The organism is Vibrio sp. 704, from assembly GCF_033339295.1.
This window is the reverse complement of sequence record NZ_JAWOUH010000013.1, coordinates 1-18,243: the sequence shown is the minus strand read 5'-3', so window position 1 is coordinate 18,243 and position 18,243 is coordinate 1. Positions and strand designations below refer to the sequence as shown.

Sequence of the window (18,243 nt, the reverse complement as noted above, 5' to 3'; positions counted from 1 at the left end):
CAAGGAAACTCGCATGTTAGAACAAACAGAATACACACCAGATGAGCTGTTTATTAGCGCACCAGTCACGGCGCGAGCAACCATCAAAACGGGCGTATCTTTTCCTGCTCGAACCCCATTAATGGTCGACGCGACTGACGCCGCCACTTTGGTGGAATGGGACGGTACACCAGGCAAAGCCATCGCTATCTCGGCTCGTGATGTGACGAATACAGGCAGCGACCAAGAATCGACAGTTTACCTACAGGGTGGCTTTCGTATCGGTTTTGTGAACTGGCCAGATACGGTCACAACCAACAAGCAAAAACGCGCTGCTTTCCTTGGCAGTCCAGTTTTCGTAGACGACGAATACTAATTCGTCGTTTTCTTTGAATTCAGAAAAAAAAGAGCTTCTTATGCCTGATAATTACACCACTCGCGAACTGCTTGGAGCCATTCAAGAAGCAGGGATTCGTCGCGACAACTTCTTCATGCGCTTCTTCTTCCGTGAGATGTATACCTTCGATACGGAAAAAGTCGACCTCGACATGATCCCAAATAAAACCAAGATTGCAGCATTTTGCTCACCGATGATTGGTGCCGCAATAGACCGCAATCAAGGCTTTAAAACCTCAAGCTTTAAGCCTGCATACGTGAAGTCAAAACACGCAGTAACGGCAAACCAAAGCGTTAAGCGCCGACCAGGCGAACCAATCACAGGCTCTATGTCGGCAGGTGATCGTCAAAACGCGATTGTGATGCAAAACCTCGACATCGAAGAGCAAGCGGTTCGTGACCGCGAAGAGCTGATGTGTGCCGAGATGGTCTATGACGGTAAAACCGTGATCGACAGCCCTTACATTGATAAGCCTTACGAAATTGATGCAGGCCGAAATGCGGACAACATGATCACGCTTCTTACGGCGGCTCAGTGGGCGAATCAAGACTTTGCTACCTACGACATCGTTGGTGACATTGAAACTTGGGCGGCGATTTCTGAAGGCCTGACGAATGTCATCATTACCGATCCTAAAACGTGGGCGTTGATGCGCAAATTCGAGAAGTTCAATGACGCGCTGGAAACTCGCCGTGGCTCTAACTCTCAGCTTGAAACCGCGCTAAAAGACTTAGGTGCAACGGTTAGCGTTAAAGGCAATCTTGGCGATGTCACCATCATCGTGGTGGATGAAGAGTACATCGACCGTGACGGCACAACGAAGAAAGTCCAACGCGACTTCACGTTGATTCTGGCGCATACCGAACTGCGCGGTGCGCGTCTGTACGGTCAAATCCAAGACTTATCCGCTCAGCGTGAAGGCTTTGATGAAGCCGAACGCTACGTGAAAGATTGGACGGAAAATGGCGATCCAGAAGTTCGCTACACCAAAACGGAAGCCGCCCCTGCGATGTACCTCATTGACGTTAACAAAGTTGTTGTCGTCAAAGTCGGTTAATCCTGACCACCACTAACGAAAAGCAAAATGGGTCCACGGACCCATTTTTACTTTGGAGCCAATCATGAGCCGAAAAGAAAACCTGAAAAAACGTGTTGATGAGCTTTGCAAAGAGCTCGGTATTACTGAACCGCAATATTCAGACAAAACGACCGAAGCCCAGCTAAATAAAGTCATTGACGATTTGGAAGCCAAGTTACCAGACATGGACGAATCCGATGATGAAGCACAGTCGCAAACGCAAGGAAATGACGCTAACCATACTGCCAGTGATCAAAGCGAACAAACCGAGAGTCAAGCCAGCGAAAAATCGGAAGTGCTTATCGGTGCTGCGGTCGAATTACCCGACGATGCCACGGTTCTAGACGATGGTGAGCCGCCAGAAGTCAACGCCGATGAAAAAGGTAATGTGCAAGTTCTCGTGGATAAGCCGTTTCAGTGTTTGCAAGGCCAAAAGACGGTGCTGCTCAAACGTGGCGATAAGCCGTTTTTAGATGAAGAAACCGCGATGGAAGCGGTAGACGCAGGCTTGGCGTATTTCGTCGCGACGATGTAAGGCCGCTTATGTTTGATAACGAATTCGACCAGTTAATGGAAGAGGTGGATAACACGGTTTCTGAAGCGTTTGGTGTCTGGGTGAAAGTCAATGGTGGAGAACCTATCAAAGCCATTTATGACGAATCCCTAAACCAGTTTGACGCTATGGCAGGCATCGCTCGCAAGCTGACATTTAAGAAAGCAGACAATGTCAGACCGAAGAAGGGAATACCTATTGAGTTCGTTTCCTCGGGCAGAAAGCTCACTGTCACCAGCGGCCCTTATCCAGAAGACGGAAATATTGTGGTGATCTTATGAATAGCATTGATCGGGAATTGGCGGTAGCCGTTAAAAACCTTTCTTCATTACAAAGTAACGCGGTACCGAAAGCCAGTGCAATGGCGATTAACCGTGTGGCTGCTCGAGCTGTTTCTCGGTCAGTGAAAGACACCGCGAAAGCCGTTCGTATCAAGCAAAAAGTTATTCGCCCTCGCGCGTCGATAACAAAAAAGGCCACAGGGAAAATGCCAGTGGCTTTTGTCAGAGTGCGCAGGTTCGATGTTCCTGCCATCTCTATCGATACGGCTAGAACCCAAATTCGGCGCAAGCGAGGGCAATACCAAATCAGCCGAGTTAACCGAGGCCGAAATGGTCGTTACCAAAAGCGAGAGTTATCCGGTAACACCGCCATTGTTGTCGGTCGGCACCGCTTCGAGAACGCCTTCTTACAAAAGCTGAAGAACGGTCGTTGGCACATCATGCAACGTGTCTCGGATGCAAGGCACCCCATCAAAGTGTGCAAGGTGCCAATCGTGAATGAAATCACCAAAGCATTTAAAAAGCACAGCGATGAGTTGCTTCGAACGGACATGAAAAAAGAGCTGTCCAGCGCGATGAAGCAACAAATCCGCTTGGTTATTCGCAGAGAGGTTGGTCGTGGAAATTAACAACGCCATACGCAAACAAGTCGTTGCTGATTTGAAAGCAGGGTTAGTCGATGAGACTGGCGAGTCAATCATCGCAACGTTTTTTAATGGCAACCCCAGATACATCGCGGTTCCCGAATTTGAAGCTGAAGAGAATGATACTGACATCCCTGCCATTTCAGTCTCCGTTTCTGAAGGTCAATGCGTTGAAGAAGATTTTGAAGAAATCACATGGCGCTCTGAGCTGACTATCAGAATCTATCTGGTGGCAGACAACAACACGGAGCAAGAGCTCGACGCATTAGGTGAAGAAGTTCTCAAGATCATCACCAAACACTACACCGCCAACGGTCTTCTCGACCTCTGTAATCGTCAATCGTTTGGATACGCACAAGACGAAGAGCAGCCATGGGGAACGCTGGACTTGGCATTTACTATTGAATACACCGAAGAGGTTTAATCATGTCGGACCCAACTCAAGCAATCAAAGGTGCTGGAACCTCGTTTTGGCGCAAAAAAGACGACCAAGAACTGCTTACTACTGCAGATTACCTTGATGACGCCAAATGGGAAAAATTAGGCGGCGTCAAAGAGATTCAACCAGGTGAAGTTACGGTTGAAGATGAAGAAGATAACTACCTAGACGATCCTGATGCGGACTGGGCAAAGACCACTCCGGGTCAAAAGTCAGCAGGTGATACGACCATCACGTTAGTTTGGAAACCTGGTGAACCAGGTCAACAACAACTTTCTGATGATGTAGTGAACGGTACTGTTACCGAATATCGAACCAAGTACCCGAATGGCACTGTGGATGCGTATTCTGGTTACCTTAACTCATGGGGTAAAGCGGTAACGATTAAAGAGAAGATCACTCGAACACTAAAAATCAAAAACGTTGGCAAACCAAAACTCGCGGAAATGATTTTGGCTGAACAAGCGCAGCCTGCTGAAGGGGGCGTTTAATCTATGGCTACATTCCTAAAGCAAAAGACAGTTCCAGTGGGTGACTGCGAAGTCACCATCACTCAGCTATCTGGCCTAGATAGGCTGAACTACATGGACTATTGTACAGAAATCTCCGAACCGAACCGACCAAAAGAACCAGCTGAAGATGCAAGCCAGGAAGAAAAAGAGCGTTACCTTATTGATTTGAAAAAATACTCAAACGCTTGGCTCCGTATCAACTTCATGGCTCAGGCTCGCTTGGTCGCGTATGCCTATCGTGGTGATGTCGATGACCTAGATGAGCGTCATGAGCAGATCATGTCGATGATGACGCCGCCGCAAGTTGAAACGCTTTATTTTGAGATAGCTGACTTTTCAGGGTTATCTACGCCAAAGGAGTTGGATGCCACTGAAGACTCATCGGATGCCACCACTGATAGCGCTACAACGGAAGAAATGACAACTCAGGAACCCACCGACCCAAAAGTCTAATTCGGGATGAAATTGAGTTTGCCATGGACCTTGCCCGTGAGTTCGGGCAAGTCTGTTGGCGAACCCTGTTGGCTTCCATTAGCGGCGAAGCTGTTGTGGAGTGGCGTGAATACTTTTCAAAACACGGTTTTAAGCATCAGATGGACAACCTGCGTTTTGCCGTGACTTGTTCTTCAAACTGGAATGTCACTGCGATGGCCGCAGGCTGCAAGGACGAAAGTGTCTTTAGAAGCTACCAAGACTTCCTGCCAACTTTAGAACATCCCGAAGAAGAATCGAAAGAATACACCGAAGAAGAGCTGATGGCGTTGAGTGCGTCGGCAGGAGGAGTTCGCCTTGAGTGCCCAAATAGCTGATTTTAATATCCGCTTCAATACTGAAACCGCCAAGTTTCAGAAAGATGTGGATTACGCCAAAAAGATGCTGCGTGGCTACACCAAAGAAGCCAGAGCGGCGAACGACTCAAACCTATCATTAAGCCGTTCTTTAGAGCACACCGCAGACCGTGCCAAAAACGCAGGTCGCGGCGTGTTAGATGCTGCAGGTTATGTCTCGGCAGGTATTGGTGCCGTCACAGGTGCCACGGCTTATCTCATTACGCAGCAGGCGCAACAAGCGCGCGAAATCGAAAAGATGGCCACTGTTGCTCAGGTATCGGTCCAGCAAATTCAAGCCTTGGGATACGCCTCTGAGCAGTTCAATATCAGCGGCGAAAACATGGCCGAGATACTGAAGGACGTGAACGATAAGCTGGGCGACTTTACCGAAAACGAAGGTGGTGAATTCGCCGACTTCATGGAGAACATCGCGCCAACAGTCGGCCTGACTATTGAAAAGCTGCAAGAGCTGTCGGGTCCCGATGCGTTGATTGCCATCAAAACGGCGATGGACGAAGCCAACGTTCCAATGAAAAGCCAGATATTTTATCTGGAGAGTATCGCGAACGATGCCTCGGCCTTAATGCCATTGCTCGATAATCAAGGCAAAAAGCTCTTTGAACTGACCAAAAAGTACGACGATTTGAACGTCTCCATGTCGGAATATGACATTGAGAAATTCAAAGAGATGGACCAAAAGCTCAAAGACACTGGGCTTAAGCTGCAGCGCTCTTTTGCTAATGCCGTGCTTGGAGCCAGTGATCAGATTGATTGGTTCAGCGATAAGCTGGCTTACTCAATCAACTATTGGGGAACGCTGTTTGATAGTTGGTCAGACACACCAAGAACGGTCGATGGACTAAGCAAAAAGCTGTCAGAATTGAGATCTGAGAGAAAAGAGCTTAGTGACGAGTTAAAAGAGGTAAACCGTACCTTTAAAGAGTACGAAGGTATTGATGTTGACAGCTTACTGCCTATTAACCCTCTTGGTCGTAGTGAAAACGAGCTATTCAACCTTAACTCTGATTTTGGTCGATTAACAAAGCAACTTGATGAGCTCGATGCCGAGATAGCGCGTCAGCAAAAACGCTACAACATCATGCAGACTGGCATGAACTATGACGCGCCGCAACCAGGTTTAAAACCTGAAGGCGACACGCCAGACAGAGTATTACCGAAAGACACCGCAGGTTTAGAAAGCAAGCAAGCCTCTGGCGCATCGCGCCTAGCATCGCTCGATATGCAGTACGCGAGTGAGCGTGAAAAGCTCATGTTAGCGCACGAGCAACGCTTGCGTGATATCGAAGAAATGCAGGTGTCCGAGCAAGAGTTAAAGCGTCGTGGCTTTGATACCTTGGAATCGCTACAAGCTGAGTATCGTGACCGTGAGACAGAGTTCTATCTAAATGCAGAAAAAACGCGTAAAGATTTAGAAGATGATGCATTGGAAGCATCAATCGAGTCTTTTGCTAAGAGTGAAGAAGCCAAAACCGAAAAGGCCAAAATCGAAGCTGAAAAACGGGCGTATCGTGAAGAGCGCTTGATGCAAGAGCGCGTTCGAGGCATGAGCAACTTCCTCGGTCAAATCTCTCAGCTGCAAAACAGTGAAAACAAAAACGCCGCTCGTATTGGTAAAACCGCAGCGCGTTTCCAAATCATGCTCAACGCTTATGAGTCAGCGTCAGCCGCCTACAAATCTTTAGTTGGCATTCCTTATGTTGGGCCTGGTCTTGCAGCTGCTGCCGCAGGCTCAGCAATGGGGTTTGGTTTATCCATGGCCAGTAAAGTCGATTCAATTTCGAACATGGCGCACAACGGGATATCTGAAGTTCCGATGTTGGGTGGACGTATGGAATCCGACTGGACGTTAAAAGCAGGTGAGCGCGTTTATACCAACGAGTCCGCTAATCAAGTAGACCAAATGTATAGCGCAATCATGGCCATGCAGCGTCAACGGTTTTCTATGAATGACCCGTCAATGGCCTACCAAAACCGCATGGCCGCGAACGGGAGCGGAGCGAGCGCCCAACCTTGGACCATCATTATTCATGAAGCCGAGCCTGGTACTCACGCTGAGATTGATGACGAGAACAAAGTCCTCAACATCATGATGAAGGATGCGCAAAGTGGTGGGAAATACTTTAGCTACATCTCTAAAACGCTTGGCGTTCAGCCAGGAGGATTCAAATAATGGCAACCATCAAACCTGAAGTGTTGGCACAATTGAACCCGAATGTGATCCTTTACCCATGCAAGTATTTTGGTAACGGCATTTTGCCGTTGCCAAAATCCAAAGGGTATCAGTATAAACATGGCCAAACGGTCATACGCTCAAAGATGGATTTGGGCTTGGCCACCATGCGTCGTCGCTCTCGCATAGCCCCTGCTGAATTTGTCTTACCATTCCGGTTCACCGGAGAGCAAAAAGAGGTATTCGAGAGTTGGGTATTCAATGAACTGGAAGCAGGCGTGGAGTGGTTCTATTTACCGCTTCGGACGGGCGACTACGACCTTGAAGTACATAAGTGCCAGTTTACCGCCACACCAGGCGAGGACACCCCATTCGATTATAAAGGTGGTCGCAAAGACTTTGGTTCCATATGGGAACTTAAAGCCAAAGTGCAAACCTTCCGCGCTTTAAAGCTGGAGCGCTACACCGCTCGCGTACTTTCCCGAGATACTTTATCTGGCATCGAAAAGGCCGCGTTAGCTGCCGAAGAGGCCGTATTCAAAATGCCATAGCGAGGCAAACGTGATCATAGCAACGATTGAATATCAGCACCCCTCCTTACCAGGAGGGGTGTTGCGTTATGTGAAGGACGGAATTGACCTACATGCCGGAATTGAGTCAGGCGAGTGGGTGTGGTTCACAGCAGGCCAGTTTGCTTTTCAGTTGCCCGACAAGGCAACCAAAGGGCAAGAAGCTCTCACCGTGGCCGCGCCCAATACCGACCTCACGCTCTCCAAGGCGATTGAAACCGCCAAGCGACACGAACCCGTGATTCCAGTGGTGAGCATTTACCGCGAATACGACACCGACGACTTGAGTAAGCCGCGCAACAAGCGAATTCGACTCACCATGTCCTCGGCCAAAATTACCACCATGACTGTGACCCTCACGAACTCATGGAAAGATTTGACCAACCGACGCTTCATGCGCCCGATTTACAACAACGTTACGCACCCAGGATTGATGTACATATGAGTAAACCATCCATGATTGCTTACTTTAAATCGCTGCCAGATGGTCACTTTCCGGTGGACGGTTGCGTCCTGCTGGTGCGTGAGGCATGGCAGCGTTTCTTGCACCTTGAAAATCTGCCCAAGCATATGGACCAGTTTGTCACACCAGACTACGCCCATGAGCTGATTGATGGCTATCAAGGCCAGTTAATCGAACCCATTCAAAAGCCAGAGCACCTGTGCATGGTCGCCGCCTCTGGTAAAGGCAAATGGCATTGCGGTGTATTCAGCGCCGAGCAAATGCCAGGTTATGTCATCCATACCCTTGGCTGCACCGTCAAGATTGAACCGTTAAACCAGTTCCGCCGCCGATTTGATACCGTGGAGTTTTATCGTCATGCCACACATTGTCGAGTTTCAACATCCGATTCGAAAGGATAAACGCAAGGTCCACACCGTCGATGCTGGCACTCGCTTGTCGGATTGGCTAGAAAAACACTTCCCAAACCAGACCTTCAATGCCACTTTAAATTTTAACCGGCTCGATGATTTAAATGTGATCATCAGCGAGCGTGATGTGGTGAGTATTCGCCCTAAAATCGGCTTTGGTGTGGATTGGCTTGTCTATGCTGCGTTAGCCCTGTCAGCGGCCTCTGCTGTCTACATGTACATGAACATGCCAGACATGAGCGGCAACCAGAATACCAAGCAGTCCAGCTCGGTGTACAACTACAATGGCCAAGGCAACAAGCCAAAACTTGGTAACCCCGTTCCAGTGCGTTATGGGCGCATGCCGCATTACCCTGACATCATTGCACCGGATTGGTGGGAGTACGAAAACAACGAGCAGTATTACTACCAGACCTTTTCTCAGGGCATCGGCAAGTTTCTTTACCATCGCCACGTTATTGGTGAGACGGAAATCAAACCAGACAACCCCGACATTGAAATCCGAGAATATAAGCCTGGTGAAGTGGTGGATCATTTCCATCACATCGTCTGGACTTCCAAAGAGGTTGGTTCATCCGATGGCCAAGGCGGCTTAAAGCTCGATGGCGTGACCTCGGATTGGGTCGCAGAGACCAGCAGCAACGAAGCGCGTTTTCGTGGCAAGGTGGTTGAGCTGTGGTCTAACTACAGCATTCATACAGGCAATGGTGATTACACGTCGACATTGCGCCGCGATAAGTGGCCGTGGGATGCAGGTCAGCATGTGGTTATCACCTCTACTTCTCAGGAAAGTCTCTACTTTGAGGGCAACATCCACTTTCATGATATGGGCGATGATGGTGACGTTATCGACCCTGAAGAGCTGCCAGACGAAATTGAAAACCCATTAGGTTGGGGGTCGTTAGCGGTGAATGATCGGATGATAATCACGGGCGCAGGGATCAACTCGGGTACCTACATTGTCACCGCATTGCTTGCAGGAAATCGTATTCGGGTCAAACCGGATGGTGGTACTGAAGTTACGCGATTCCATCCTATGACCAACGTCTATGTTCGGATTTATGAGGCGGTGGGTAATGATGGTACCTACGTGTGTAAAGACAGTAACGGCACTCTAGCCTTGGTGGATTCCATCACATTGGAAGAAGTACCTGGTTGGAATGGCTTTATTACCTTAGATACGCCTAGCGCAGAAATTTCGGTGTTAGAACGGGACAGAGAAGCTGAATGGGTCGGTGACTTTCTTTGTGTGCCTAGCAATGCGACCGCGCTTGATGTGGGACTGGATTTTATCTTCCCTCGCGGCCTTGGCACCATGAACAAGAATGGTGACATCAACGCTCGAACGTGTGAATGGCAAGTGCGTGTGCGGCCAGAGGGCACGAATCAGGCTTATCAAACCCATAAGTTAACCCTGACAAAGGGCGATAACACGCCGCAGCGCATCACCGTTTGGCTGAGTGAGGAAATGGGACTCGCACCAGGGCGTTGGGAAGTGGGCTGTCGTCGTCTGAGCACCGTCACCAAAGCGACTAAAGTGTTTGATGAAGTGCAGTGGATGGGGCTGAAGTCCGTCATTCAGAAAACCTATACGAATGAAAAAGAGTCCATCATCACGCTGAAAATCAAAGCCACCAACTCGCTCAGTCAGCAGGCCAATAGCCAATACTGGAATGATTCGACGCGCATCTTGCCTGTTCGCCAAGACGACGGCAGGTATGTAGAAGAGCCAACTCGCTCCATTGCGGATGCGGTCATTGATGCTTGCCGCAATGATGTGTACGGGGCAGGGCTAGAAGACGATGCCATTGACCTAGATACCTTGCTGGCTTACCGAGATAAATGGGAATCGCGAGGTGATAAGTGTGATGGCTTATTTGACCAACCGACCACGTTTTGGGAAGCGCTACGTAGGCTACTCGAAACGGGACGCGCTTACCCTCGCATCGAGCTTGGCACGGTCAGCATGTGGCGCGATGAGCCAAGAGAAACGCTGTGCAAACCATACTCCCCCGTGAACATGACCCCAGACAGCTTTTCTGTCGACATCGACATGGTGAAGGAAGATGACTACGACGGCGTCGAAGTCGAGTGGTTCAATCCTCAGTCTCGAAAATCTGAAACCCTATTGTGTACCTTACCAGGGCAGAACGGCTACAACCCGAACCCACTTAAGCTGAACTTTGTCACCAACGAAGAGCAGGCCAAAAGGGAAGGGCTATTCCATGCCGCTGTGCAAGCCTACCGCCGCACTAACATCGACTTCACCACGGACATGGATGGATGGGAGTCGAACTATGGTGATGTGATCCCGGTGGCGCACGATGCGGTGAGCTGGGGCGCATCAGGTCAGGTGATCGAAACGCTAAACGCCGCCGATGGCAATCAATACCTGCAGCTTTCGGGACTGTTGGAATGGGAGCCAGGTAAGCAGCATTATTTACTGTTTAACCGAGGCAACAAAGGAACGCATGGCCCGTATCGAGTCGAGCCGACTGAGGCGCCAGATATTGTCATTCTGGTCGATGAGCCAACCGAAAAGATCATCGCCGTGGGTGAAAAGGGCAAAAAGCCAAGCGAATACATGTTTGGCCAAGCCGACACCATGTACAAGAAATGCATCCTGCAGCAAGTCAAACAAAAAGGGGAGTTCGAGGTTGGCTGCGCCGCTATCGAAGACGACCCTCGCGTGGATGCCTACGCATAAACTCAAGCACTCAATGCCCAGCCCTCGCGCTGGGCTTTTTTATGAGGTTTATTCATGACCCAAAATATTGAACAACGCACTTTGGCCGCAGCTAAGCTAATCGAGCAATCAGGACTGGCCTCGCATGAATATGTCACTACCGAGAGCGAACACTACACTAAACCTACGGGTGAAAAGGGATTGTCGGTAGCAGGCATTAACAACATCGCTCTGCGAACGATTAGTAGCAATCAAGCGGCTTTCGATAGCCAATCCAAACAGAATCAGACTAAGTTTGATACTCAGGATGCAACACAGAAAAATGACTTCGCGGTTCGAATGGCGGAATTCGAGTCCAAGTTTCAAACCCAGTACACCTATAAGAGAGTAGGACCGTGGGTAGCGAACCTTGACTTAACTGTTGACGATCATAAAGACGTTGCTTTTGAATACCCAACAGACTCCGGTGAGTGGTATGCCCCTAAGTTAAGCTTGTTGCCGTTTAATACGGGCAATGTCTTTACTAAAGAGCAGTATTCATTGGTCAGTGCCGCAGATCAAAACTTCACGCAAACAGTCGCCAGCAAGTCAGCTCGATTGGCTGCCTCTGAGCTCATTGCGCCATTGGGCTCTGTTGATAGTTTGAGGGCAGGAGACATCATTCCAGCCGTTGTTGGTAAAGCGGTTATCAGCGATAAACTTCACAGTGTTTACCCAATCTCACTTTCAGATAGAACCGTTTCTCACTTTGAAAATGGCCGTTTGTACTTTACTGACGGTTCAATGGCTCATACAGCTGAAATCAAAAATGAAAAGAAACTAATATTCAATAAAACTAACACGATAGAGCGTGACGTTTCTTTTACGGACTTCATCATTGAAGCGATGCTTGACCATGAAGAAGTGATCATTGATGGCGTGGAAGTATGGCTTTCAGAACGCACTGTGCCTAAAGCGGCCAATATCCGTAAGCTCACGGTAAAAAACGGTGGGTTGGTCCGCTTTGACGATTTGGAACTAACCATTGAGGCTGAGGGAAAAAGCTTTGTTGTTGACTTGAGAGATGGTGGGAATATTCACTGTGGGCTCAGAAAAGCATTAGTAGCCCGAGATCATGCTCCAGGTGAAACGGTGATTGATGTCGTCGATGCCAGTGACTTACGTGTTGGAGATAGCCTAGCAACTTCGATGATGGGGGATGATGGATACGGAAATAAATGGGCTAATGCGCTCAGAAACCCTGGCGATTCATATAACATCATCACCGATATTCAAGGGAATAAAGTCACGGTTTCTAACCCTGTTGGAATGCGTGGCCTCGTTAAGAATACCTGGATAGGAAATGCCAAGTTCGGCAAGGCAGGTTTGTATTTTAAAGGCGCAAATCGCTCAATGATGGCCACCATTCTTGGCGGGAACATGGAAGAGGCTGCCGCTGGATATTATGTTTCGATGGTTACAGAGATAGGAGAAGGCGTTGATCCAGCTTACCTTTTTGTAAAGGGGACGAAATTTAAGGGACAGTTTCTTGATGGGTTCTTGCTTCGTGGCGAAAAAGTTAACGCGTATTTTGATGAAGACTGGGATATCTATCTCAGCTACGACAACGCCAAGCAATCGTTCGTACAAGATACTGGAGGTGATATTGAATTAAGAAACGGTAAGTTGAGACGTGGTAACTATGATGTTGAATTTTACCCAACTAGCCGGATCAATAAACTTGGTAAAGTTAAAATGCATAACGTCGAGTGTGATGGGCGTTCTACGTTGCTTGTTAAGCCAGACCAAATCAACACAATTACAGGTAAGCCATTAAGTGATACATGGACAAACCTGGGTGATAGTTTGCACTTTACTCAGTGGTCTATCTCTGGAAGCGCTCTAACGGTTGACGGTTTTGAAGCCACGAAATGTAAGTTTAAAAACTATCGTCGTTCAATTATTGGGACCACTTTTGTTGGCATCGCTGAAGATCTTATTGTCGCGGATGATATCAAGATGACCGATTGCTACATGGACTGTGCTCCTCACTTTATTCGAGTGGATGGTGGTCGTGGTTTCTATATGTATGGTGATTGGCAGTACAACAATCTGACCATGAATATTAAGTATTCCGATGTGTATTACTTATTAGGGTTTGTTGGGGCAGAGATTGAAAGCGCACCGAAACCAGTATTCTCTGGCATCACAACCTTAAAGACGACGTCTGAAACGCAATATCCGAACAGCTGTCGAGTTGGGACAATGCAAACCCTGCACTGTATCGGTGATGAGTCTGGCACCTCTTCAAAAGTTCGTTTGGTTGAGCCTTATGATGTCGATAAGGTAATTGCAGAAAACGTATCTGTATTCAAGTTGGCGCTAGGGCAAGATAACTACCTAACCCAAACGGTTGCAATGGGGCCTCATGGGATATTTGAAGGGCAGTCTTGGCGAAATAAAATTGATCCGGTTTGGACTGATAGCAGTGATTCCATGCTGACCGATGGTGGGTATGTTGGTACTGTCCAGAAAAAGTTTTACCGAAAGATAGATGAAATAGCAAACTGGATGAATGTTTGCAAAATAGCTTCACTGAATGCACCGATCGCTTCTTGCGAGTTGTGCATTAAGCCTGCTAAAGCATACAGTGGGTCTGGTTTTATCGATGCAAAATTCCTTCTTTCTCTGAGTCCAGACAATGCGATTGTGGATGCTGAGCTGCCTCTTCAAAGTGAAGGCCTGTTTACTATTGGGAACAATGAAGTTAAAGCCGTCGCGGCGGGGTTAGTCTGTATGTCTAACACAGGTATTGCAGACATCAGTGAATTCAAGTTCAGACTTACTGATCAGAACGTTCTTCAGATTAATGTGGGAGGAACAAAAGACTTAGGGATGCTCATTACAGTTAAAGGCAACGTTGTAGATTTCAACTAACGGGTGATTTATGAGAAATAGGAGTCATCATGGCAAAACTTAAAGCCCTGTTTATGCGCATCCTGTTGGCGCTGAACATGTTTGTGCTGCACTTGCTTACCGGTCAGTCTGATCTCTCGATTAGCGGCTGGAGCTACATCCGTGTGCGCAAGGTAAGCGCTCGCCCATCAAGCTGATTGATTGGCTGTTCTTGAAGCTATTCAGCAGGAGAACCACTGCCGAAAGGGGGGAATGGGAAATCGAACAGGCACGAAAGTTTTACTTTGAACAACAACCCTACGAAAAGTTATCTGAACTCTGCAACTGTCGAGTTATGTGATACAGAGGTGCACCACAATTCTTTTTACCTGCTAGAGCAAATCATCATGGATTCAGGTTGGATTACAGGTGAGTTAGTAACTCTGTTAGGTCGTAAGGTTAGTTTTCAAATAGAGCTTTCAGACTTAGAACCCTTAATCGAAAGGCCAAGGTACATGCCTTCCGAGACTTAAAGGAAATATGGTATGGCATTGGTGAAAAGTTTTCTGGTGAACGAGAATTTTTGATACAGGATCTAGACGCTTATTTATTACGGTTTACCCAGCACCTTGGAGAAAAAGAGAAGCCTTAAAACGGGTTTTATATAAACATTTAAGTCTGCTCCCAACGTTTGGTGTTTATAGTGCCACCGCTGGTTTATGTGCGTAGCTAGTAGTAATCTTCTCCAGATAAACTAGAGGTACTGAGTTAAGAGAGTTTGCCATATTTGTACAAATTCGTGATTTACTAATGCTTGGGTTCTCGAAACTTATCTTTTGCCAGATTCGAGCTGGAGGTCCCATAGTAGACTACCTCTGATGCGTTGCTTCTTAGCTATTAGCGTGTTACTAAACTGATTTTATCTTGCCTTGTCGCCTTTACATTCTGTGTTACTGTAAAGGCTATACTTCTGATACTTTTACATTTTTGGTGGGCGAACTCGAGTATCCCACACTGTTTATTCATACAATCATAAAATGAGGAAATAGGGTTACGTAACGCGTCACCAACTGGTTCTACAAAAAGAGAAAACGATCCTTTGGACCTCAAAACAGATTAATCGACGTCACTCTATGCTCTGGCCACATCGTATAATAGGTCTTTGAGCTACGTATGTAGTTTCTTCTCTTCGCATCCTTAAGAACGAGATAATCTTTACATCCCGCGTCCACATGGGGCAAGGTATTGATGTATACATCACCGCTTGAGCTGTCGCCAGTATAGCGGTAACCGTAGTAACCAAAACAACAGTTGGTTTTTGGACCGCTGGCAAGCAGTTGCATTGGATCAAACCCACGGGACTTAAGATTTGCTTGTAACGATTCATAAGCAGCTAAAGACTCTGCATTATCAGCCATACAAGCTTTAAATTCCTCAGTCGCATGATATGCGGCCTTACCTAAGCTTTTGAACTTATCACTTTGGCTCCAATCATTATGGTCAGGGTGCTTTTTCGTATATGCCAATAAACTAGCAATCGCCCGAATAAAATTTAAATATTCCCGCTCTGTTTCCAGTACTGAAATCAAGTCGTGCTCTCGCAATCGATGTAGATGGGTGCTACGCCACTCAACTGGCAGGATATAATCCTTGTTAAAGCTGCCATTAATTCGTTTTTCGAATTCCTTGAATTCGCACTCCATAAGTCGCACCCATTGGGCCAAAGGGGCCAGATTTTTAAGTAAAGAGGCGTGGTTTTGTTTGTGGTCATAGCTTGGGTGAATAAGCCATTTCAGATTGTTAACCAATTTATTAACCGCAGGCCAATGTCGGCCGTCCGATAGGATGTACTTGCCAAACAGTGTGAACTGGATGTAATGGTCAAGCGAAAATTGCCTATACTGCGCGATAGTCTCATCGTCATAGAGTTCGGTAAGGTAATACTTTCGCACCAGCTCCGGCATCTGGTTTAATTTGTCTTCCAGATCATCCCAAAAGAGTATGCGGACATTATACGGTAAGGGGGTCTTCTGTAAGTATGTTTTCAGTTCTGTCTGAAGGTTAATGTCACGCAGCTGTGTCGTCACAATATATAGACGTTTGAACGGAGCCTCGGCGAAATACTCTTTGGCCTTTTCTGCCCACTCGACAACTTCCTTAATAGTTATGGGGTTTCTTTGGATTGCTCGTTTTTTAGCCTGAATGACAATGTTATTATTGGCATCAACCAAATCGATACCATATTGAGCTTGCCCAGAACTGCCAGAGATCTCAACATCAAACTCAAAGTAGAGGTCGCGAAGCATACGTTCGAAATCTTGCCAATTGGCTGGCGAGGGGTACTGAAAAGAAATTGTCATAGTTTGACTAGACCTTGTTACGTTTATAGCGATAGCGTCGACAACTGGCGCCAAGAAGGTTTTTAGGAAAAATCCTCAGATTTTGTAATGCCACTTAAAACACCGATAGCCGCATCTGACTATATGAGCCCCCAAAGGGTGCGATCTGCATATTTCTACAATATCATGCCACATTGTCGACTAAAAGCTCGCTAGAGATTAAAAAAATTTGGTCCTCCAATAACAGAGAAATGAGTTATTTGCTGATTTAGGGAAATGATATTGACGTTCGCGTGGGTGATTGTGTGGTTGACATATTTGTGCCTATATTGGGACTAGTTTCGATTTTTGATACCGCCCCCTCTGTATAACCATTAACTAGCGCACGTTTATTCCAAGCTCGCACTCGAGTGCTTTTTTGCTGACGAATGGCCTTGGAGTGGATACGAAACGGATCTTTTCAGTTCGGTATTCATTACTTGGCAACTCGACTTTATGTTCATTTTCTGGAAACAAATAAGTTAGGTAACGTCGTGCGTTTAGATCTTCCAAAGGTGGTGGTATAGAGGTGTCTGAAATTAGGGGGAGATGATGTGGTATCGCAATAAATGGGGCAAATATGGGGCAATAGTGGGGCTAATTAAGCATACAGTTTTGAATATTTAGTATTTCATTTGATTATCTAAGAATTGATGTAGAGCATTTTAATGTCGGGCAATTTGTTCAAGTTGTTGATTTTTATTTGTTTATTTTAATTTCACCAATTGCGATGGACTTTTTGAGGTTGACACGATGAACTACAGTATAAATTTGCGTGGTTTTTACATCAGTATGCCCTAATTGTTCCTGAACAGTTCTAATGTCTGCGCCAGATTCCAATAAATGCGTGGCAAAACTGTGTCTTAGTGTGTGGCAAGTTACAGTTTTCTCAATACTTGCGTCGCTTGCCGCGCGCTTTACCGCTCTTTGTATTGCGCTTTCATTGATATGATGCCTTCTGAGTTCACCAGTGTCTCGATCTGCGCTTAACTTTGTTGATGGAAACAAAAAGTGCCAGTTAAAATCTAGCTCCGCTTTTGGGTATTTACGTCGTAAACCTTCAGAGATGTATACCCCCGCATAACCAGGCATATGTCTATCTTTAAAATAGTAATCTCTTGCTAAATTAACCTGAGCTTTAAGCGGCTCATGTAGCTCTTTTGCTAACGTTACGGTACGATTTTTACCTCCTTTTCCTTGCCAAACACGAACTGCGCCATAATCATAATCGATGTCCTGAACTCTTAAGCGCAAACACTCCATGACTCGAAGCCCTGAGCCATAAAGCAGCTGAATATGGAGTTTATACCTCGGGTCGATATGTTGAACGAATCTTCGGATCTCCTCCCTGGTTAACACAACGGGAAGTTTCTTTTCGGTCAAGGATTTCTGAAATCTCATATCAAGTGATAGTGGGGTTTTAAAATAATCACGATATAAAAATGATATTGAGTTCAGCGCCAAAGCTTGCGTTTTTACCGCAACTTTTTCTTCTACCGCTAAGTAACTCAGAAATTGAATGACATCATCTTCTGCTAGTGTTGATGGGTGTGCAAGCTGGTGAAAAGTGATAAAGCGTTTTATCCAAAATAGATAACTTTCGATAGTTTTATTCGCATAATGACGAGTAAGCATGTGTTCTTTTACACTAAGTAAAAACTGACTTTTCATGATAAATTAACCTGTTTATTTATACAGCTCCGTTAATGTATCACCACTTTTGAAATTAGCGTGCTGTGCGCCGACTAATTGCGCGCGCTACCACACATATTCATACTGTTTTTCTATTTGTTTCATACATATAAGTGCTACGATTGATAGCGCTTTTGATAAGAAAGAAGGCGGTAGCCTGCCAGAAAAACGGCAAATCGCCGTATAGAAAGCGTTATTTCCGCAACGGATCTCTCAGGCTGAATGTACGTGATTGTAGCCTAAGAGTGAAAGTGGCGGGGTAATAGG

General features: G+C 46.6%; 18 protein-coding genes and 1 pseudogene. 17 read left to right on the top strand and 2 right to left on the bottom strand.

Features of this window, described 5'->3' with window-relative positions:
• Positions 1-13: 13 nt before the first annotated feature.
• From R7R24_RS16605 to R7R24_RS16525, 17 genes and pseudogenes are all read left to right on the top strand, one after another.
• Positions 14-355, top strand: a complete 342-nt coding sequence (locus R7R24_RS16605) for a head decoration protein (RefSeq protein WP_005376958.1) — start codon at positions 14-16, stop codon at positions 353-355.
• A 40-nt stretch (positions 356-395) separates the two neighbouring features.
• Positions 396-1,433 (top strand): major capsid protein, encoded by a 1,038-nt coding sequence (locus tag R7R24_RS16600; RefSeq protein ID WP_025500506.1) that lies wholly within the window; start codon positions 396-398, stop codon positions 1,431-1,433.
• Between the two features lie 64 nt (positions 1,434-1,497).
• Positions 1,498-1,989 carry a hypothetical protein gene (locus R7R24_RS16595; protein ID WP_193263088.1) on the top strand — a complete coding sequence of 164 codons (492 nt, stop codon included), beginning with the start codon at positions 1,498-1,500 and terminating at the stop codon, positions 1,987-1,989.
• Between the two features lie 8 nt (positions 1,990-1,997).
• Positions 1,998-2,288 (top strand): hypothetical protein, encoded by a 291-nt coding sequence (locus R7R24_RS16590; protein ID WP_213883743.1) that lies wholly within the window; start codon positions 1,998-2,000, stop codon positions 2,286-2,288.
• On the top strand, positions 2,285-2,917 hold the full coding sequence (locus R7R24_RS16585) for a phage tail protein (RefSeq protein WP_171343091.1): 633 nt from the start codon (positions 2,285-2,287) through the stop codon (positions 2,915-2,917). The genes R7R24_RS16590 and R7R24_RS16585 overlap by 4 nt, the downstream gene beginning before the upstream one ends.
• Complete coding sequence (gpU, locus tag R7R24_RS16580; RefSeq protein ID WP_140333131.1) at positions 2,907-3,356, top strand: phage tail terminator protein; 450 nt, start codon at positions 2,907-2,909, stop codon at positions 3,354-3,356. The genes R7R24_RS16585 and gpU overlap by 11 nt, the downstream gene beginning before the upstream one ends.
• 2 nt (positions 3,357-3,358) lie before the next feature.
• Positions 3,359-3,862, top strand: a complete 504-nt coding sequence (locus tag R7R24_RS16575) for a phage tail tube protein (protein ID WP_140390455.1) — start codon at positions 3,359-3,361, stop codon at positions 3,860-3,862.
• Positions 3,863-3,865: 3 nt separating this feature from the next.
• Complete coding sequence (locus R7R24_RS16570) at positions 3,866-4,336, top strand: phage minor tail protein G (protein ID WP_213883746.1); 471 nt, start codon at positions 3,866-3,868, stop codon at positions 4,334-4,336.
• A 23-nt stretch (positions 4,337-4,359) separates the two neighbouring features.
• Positions 4,360-4,692 (top strand): phage tail assembly protein T, encoded by a 333-nt coding sequence (locus R7R24_RS16565; RefSeq protein ID WP_054729851.1) that lies wholly within the window; start codon positions 4,360-4,362, stop codon positions 4,690-4,692.
• Positions 4,673-6,904, top strand: a complete 2,232-nt coding sequence (locus tag R7R24_RS16560; RefSeq protein ID WP_213883748.1) for a hypothetical protein — start codon at positions 4,673-4,675, stop codon at positions 6,902-6,904. Before R7R24_RS16565 ends, R7R24_RS16560 begins: the two co-directional genes overlap by 20 nt.
• Positions 6,904-7,455: a hypothetical protein gene (locus R7R24_RS16555; RefSeq protein WP_213883750.1), complete on the top strand. Its 552-nt coding sequence runs from the start codon at positions 6,904-6,906 to the stop codon at positions 7,453-7,455. The genes R7R24_RS16560 and R7R24_RS16555 overlap by 1 nt, the downstream gene beginning before the upstream one ends.
• Positions 7,456-7,465: 10 nt before the next feature.
• Complete coding sequence (locus R7R24_RS16550) at positions 7,466-7,918, top strand: DUF1833 family protein (protein ID WP_225472820.1); 453 nt, start codon at positions 7,466-7,468, stop codon at positions 7,916-7,918.
• A complete protein-coding gene (locus R7R24_RS16545; protein ID WP_229636717.1) occupies positions 7,915-8,337 on the top strand; it encodes a hypothetical protein in 423 nt (140 codons plus the stop codon). Before R7R24_RS16550 ends, R7R24_RS16545 begins: the two co-directional genes overlap by 4 nt.
• Positions 8,294-11,053, top strand: a complete 2,760-nt coding sequence (locus R7R24_RS16540; protein ID WP_213883752.1) for a host specificity factor TipJ family phage tail protein — start codon at positions 8,294-8,296, stop codon at positions 11,051-11,053. The genes R7R24_RS16545 and R7R24_RS16540 overlap by 44 nt, the downstream gene beginning before the upstream one ends.
• 54 nt (positions 11,054-11,107) lie before the next feature.
• On the top strand, positions 11,108-13,948 hold the full coding sequence (locus R7R24_RS16535) for a hypothetical protein (RefSeq protein ID WP_213883754.1): 2,841 nt from the start codon (positions 11,108-11,110) through the stop codon (positions 13,946-13,948).
• 29 nt (positions 13,949-13,977) lie between these two features.
• A complete protein-coding gene (locus R7R24_RS16530; RefSeq protein WP_213883756.1) occupies positions 13,978-14,124 on the top strand; it encodes a hypothetical protein in 147 nt (48 codons plus the stop codon).
• Positions 14,125-14,163: 39 nt separating this feature from the next.
• A pseudogene (locus R7R24_RS16525) lies at positions 14,164-14,558 on the top strand (VOC family protein).
• A gap of 454 nt (positions 14,559-15,012) precedes the next feature.
• Here R7R24_RS16525 and R7R24_RS16520 read toward each other — a convergent pair.
• Positions 15,013-16,266, bottom strand: a complete 1,254-nt coding sequence (locus R7R24_RS16520; RefSeq protein WP_213883758.1) for a hypothetical protein — start codon at positions 16,264-16,266, stop codon at positions 15,013-15,015.
• 717 nt (positions 16,267-16,983) lie between these two features.
• The gene (locus R7R24_RS16515) at positions 16,984-17,955 is read right to left on the bottom strand and encodes an integron integrase (RefSeq protein WP_213883760.1); all 972 of its coding nucleotides are present in this window, start codon (positions 17,953-17,955) and stop codon (positions 16,984-16,986) included.
• Positions 17,956-18,243: the final 288 nt, after the last annotated feature.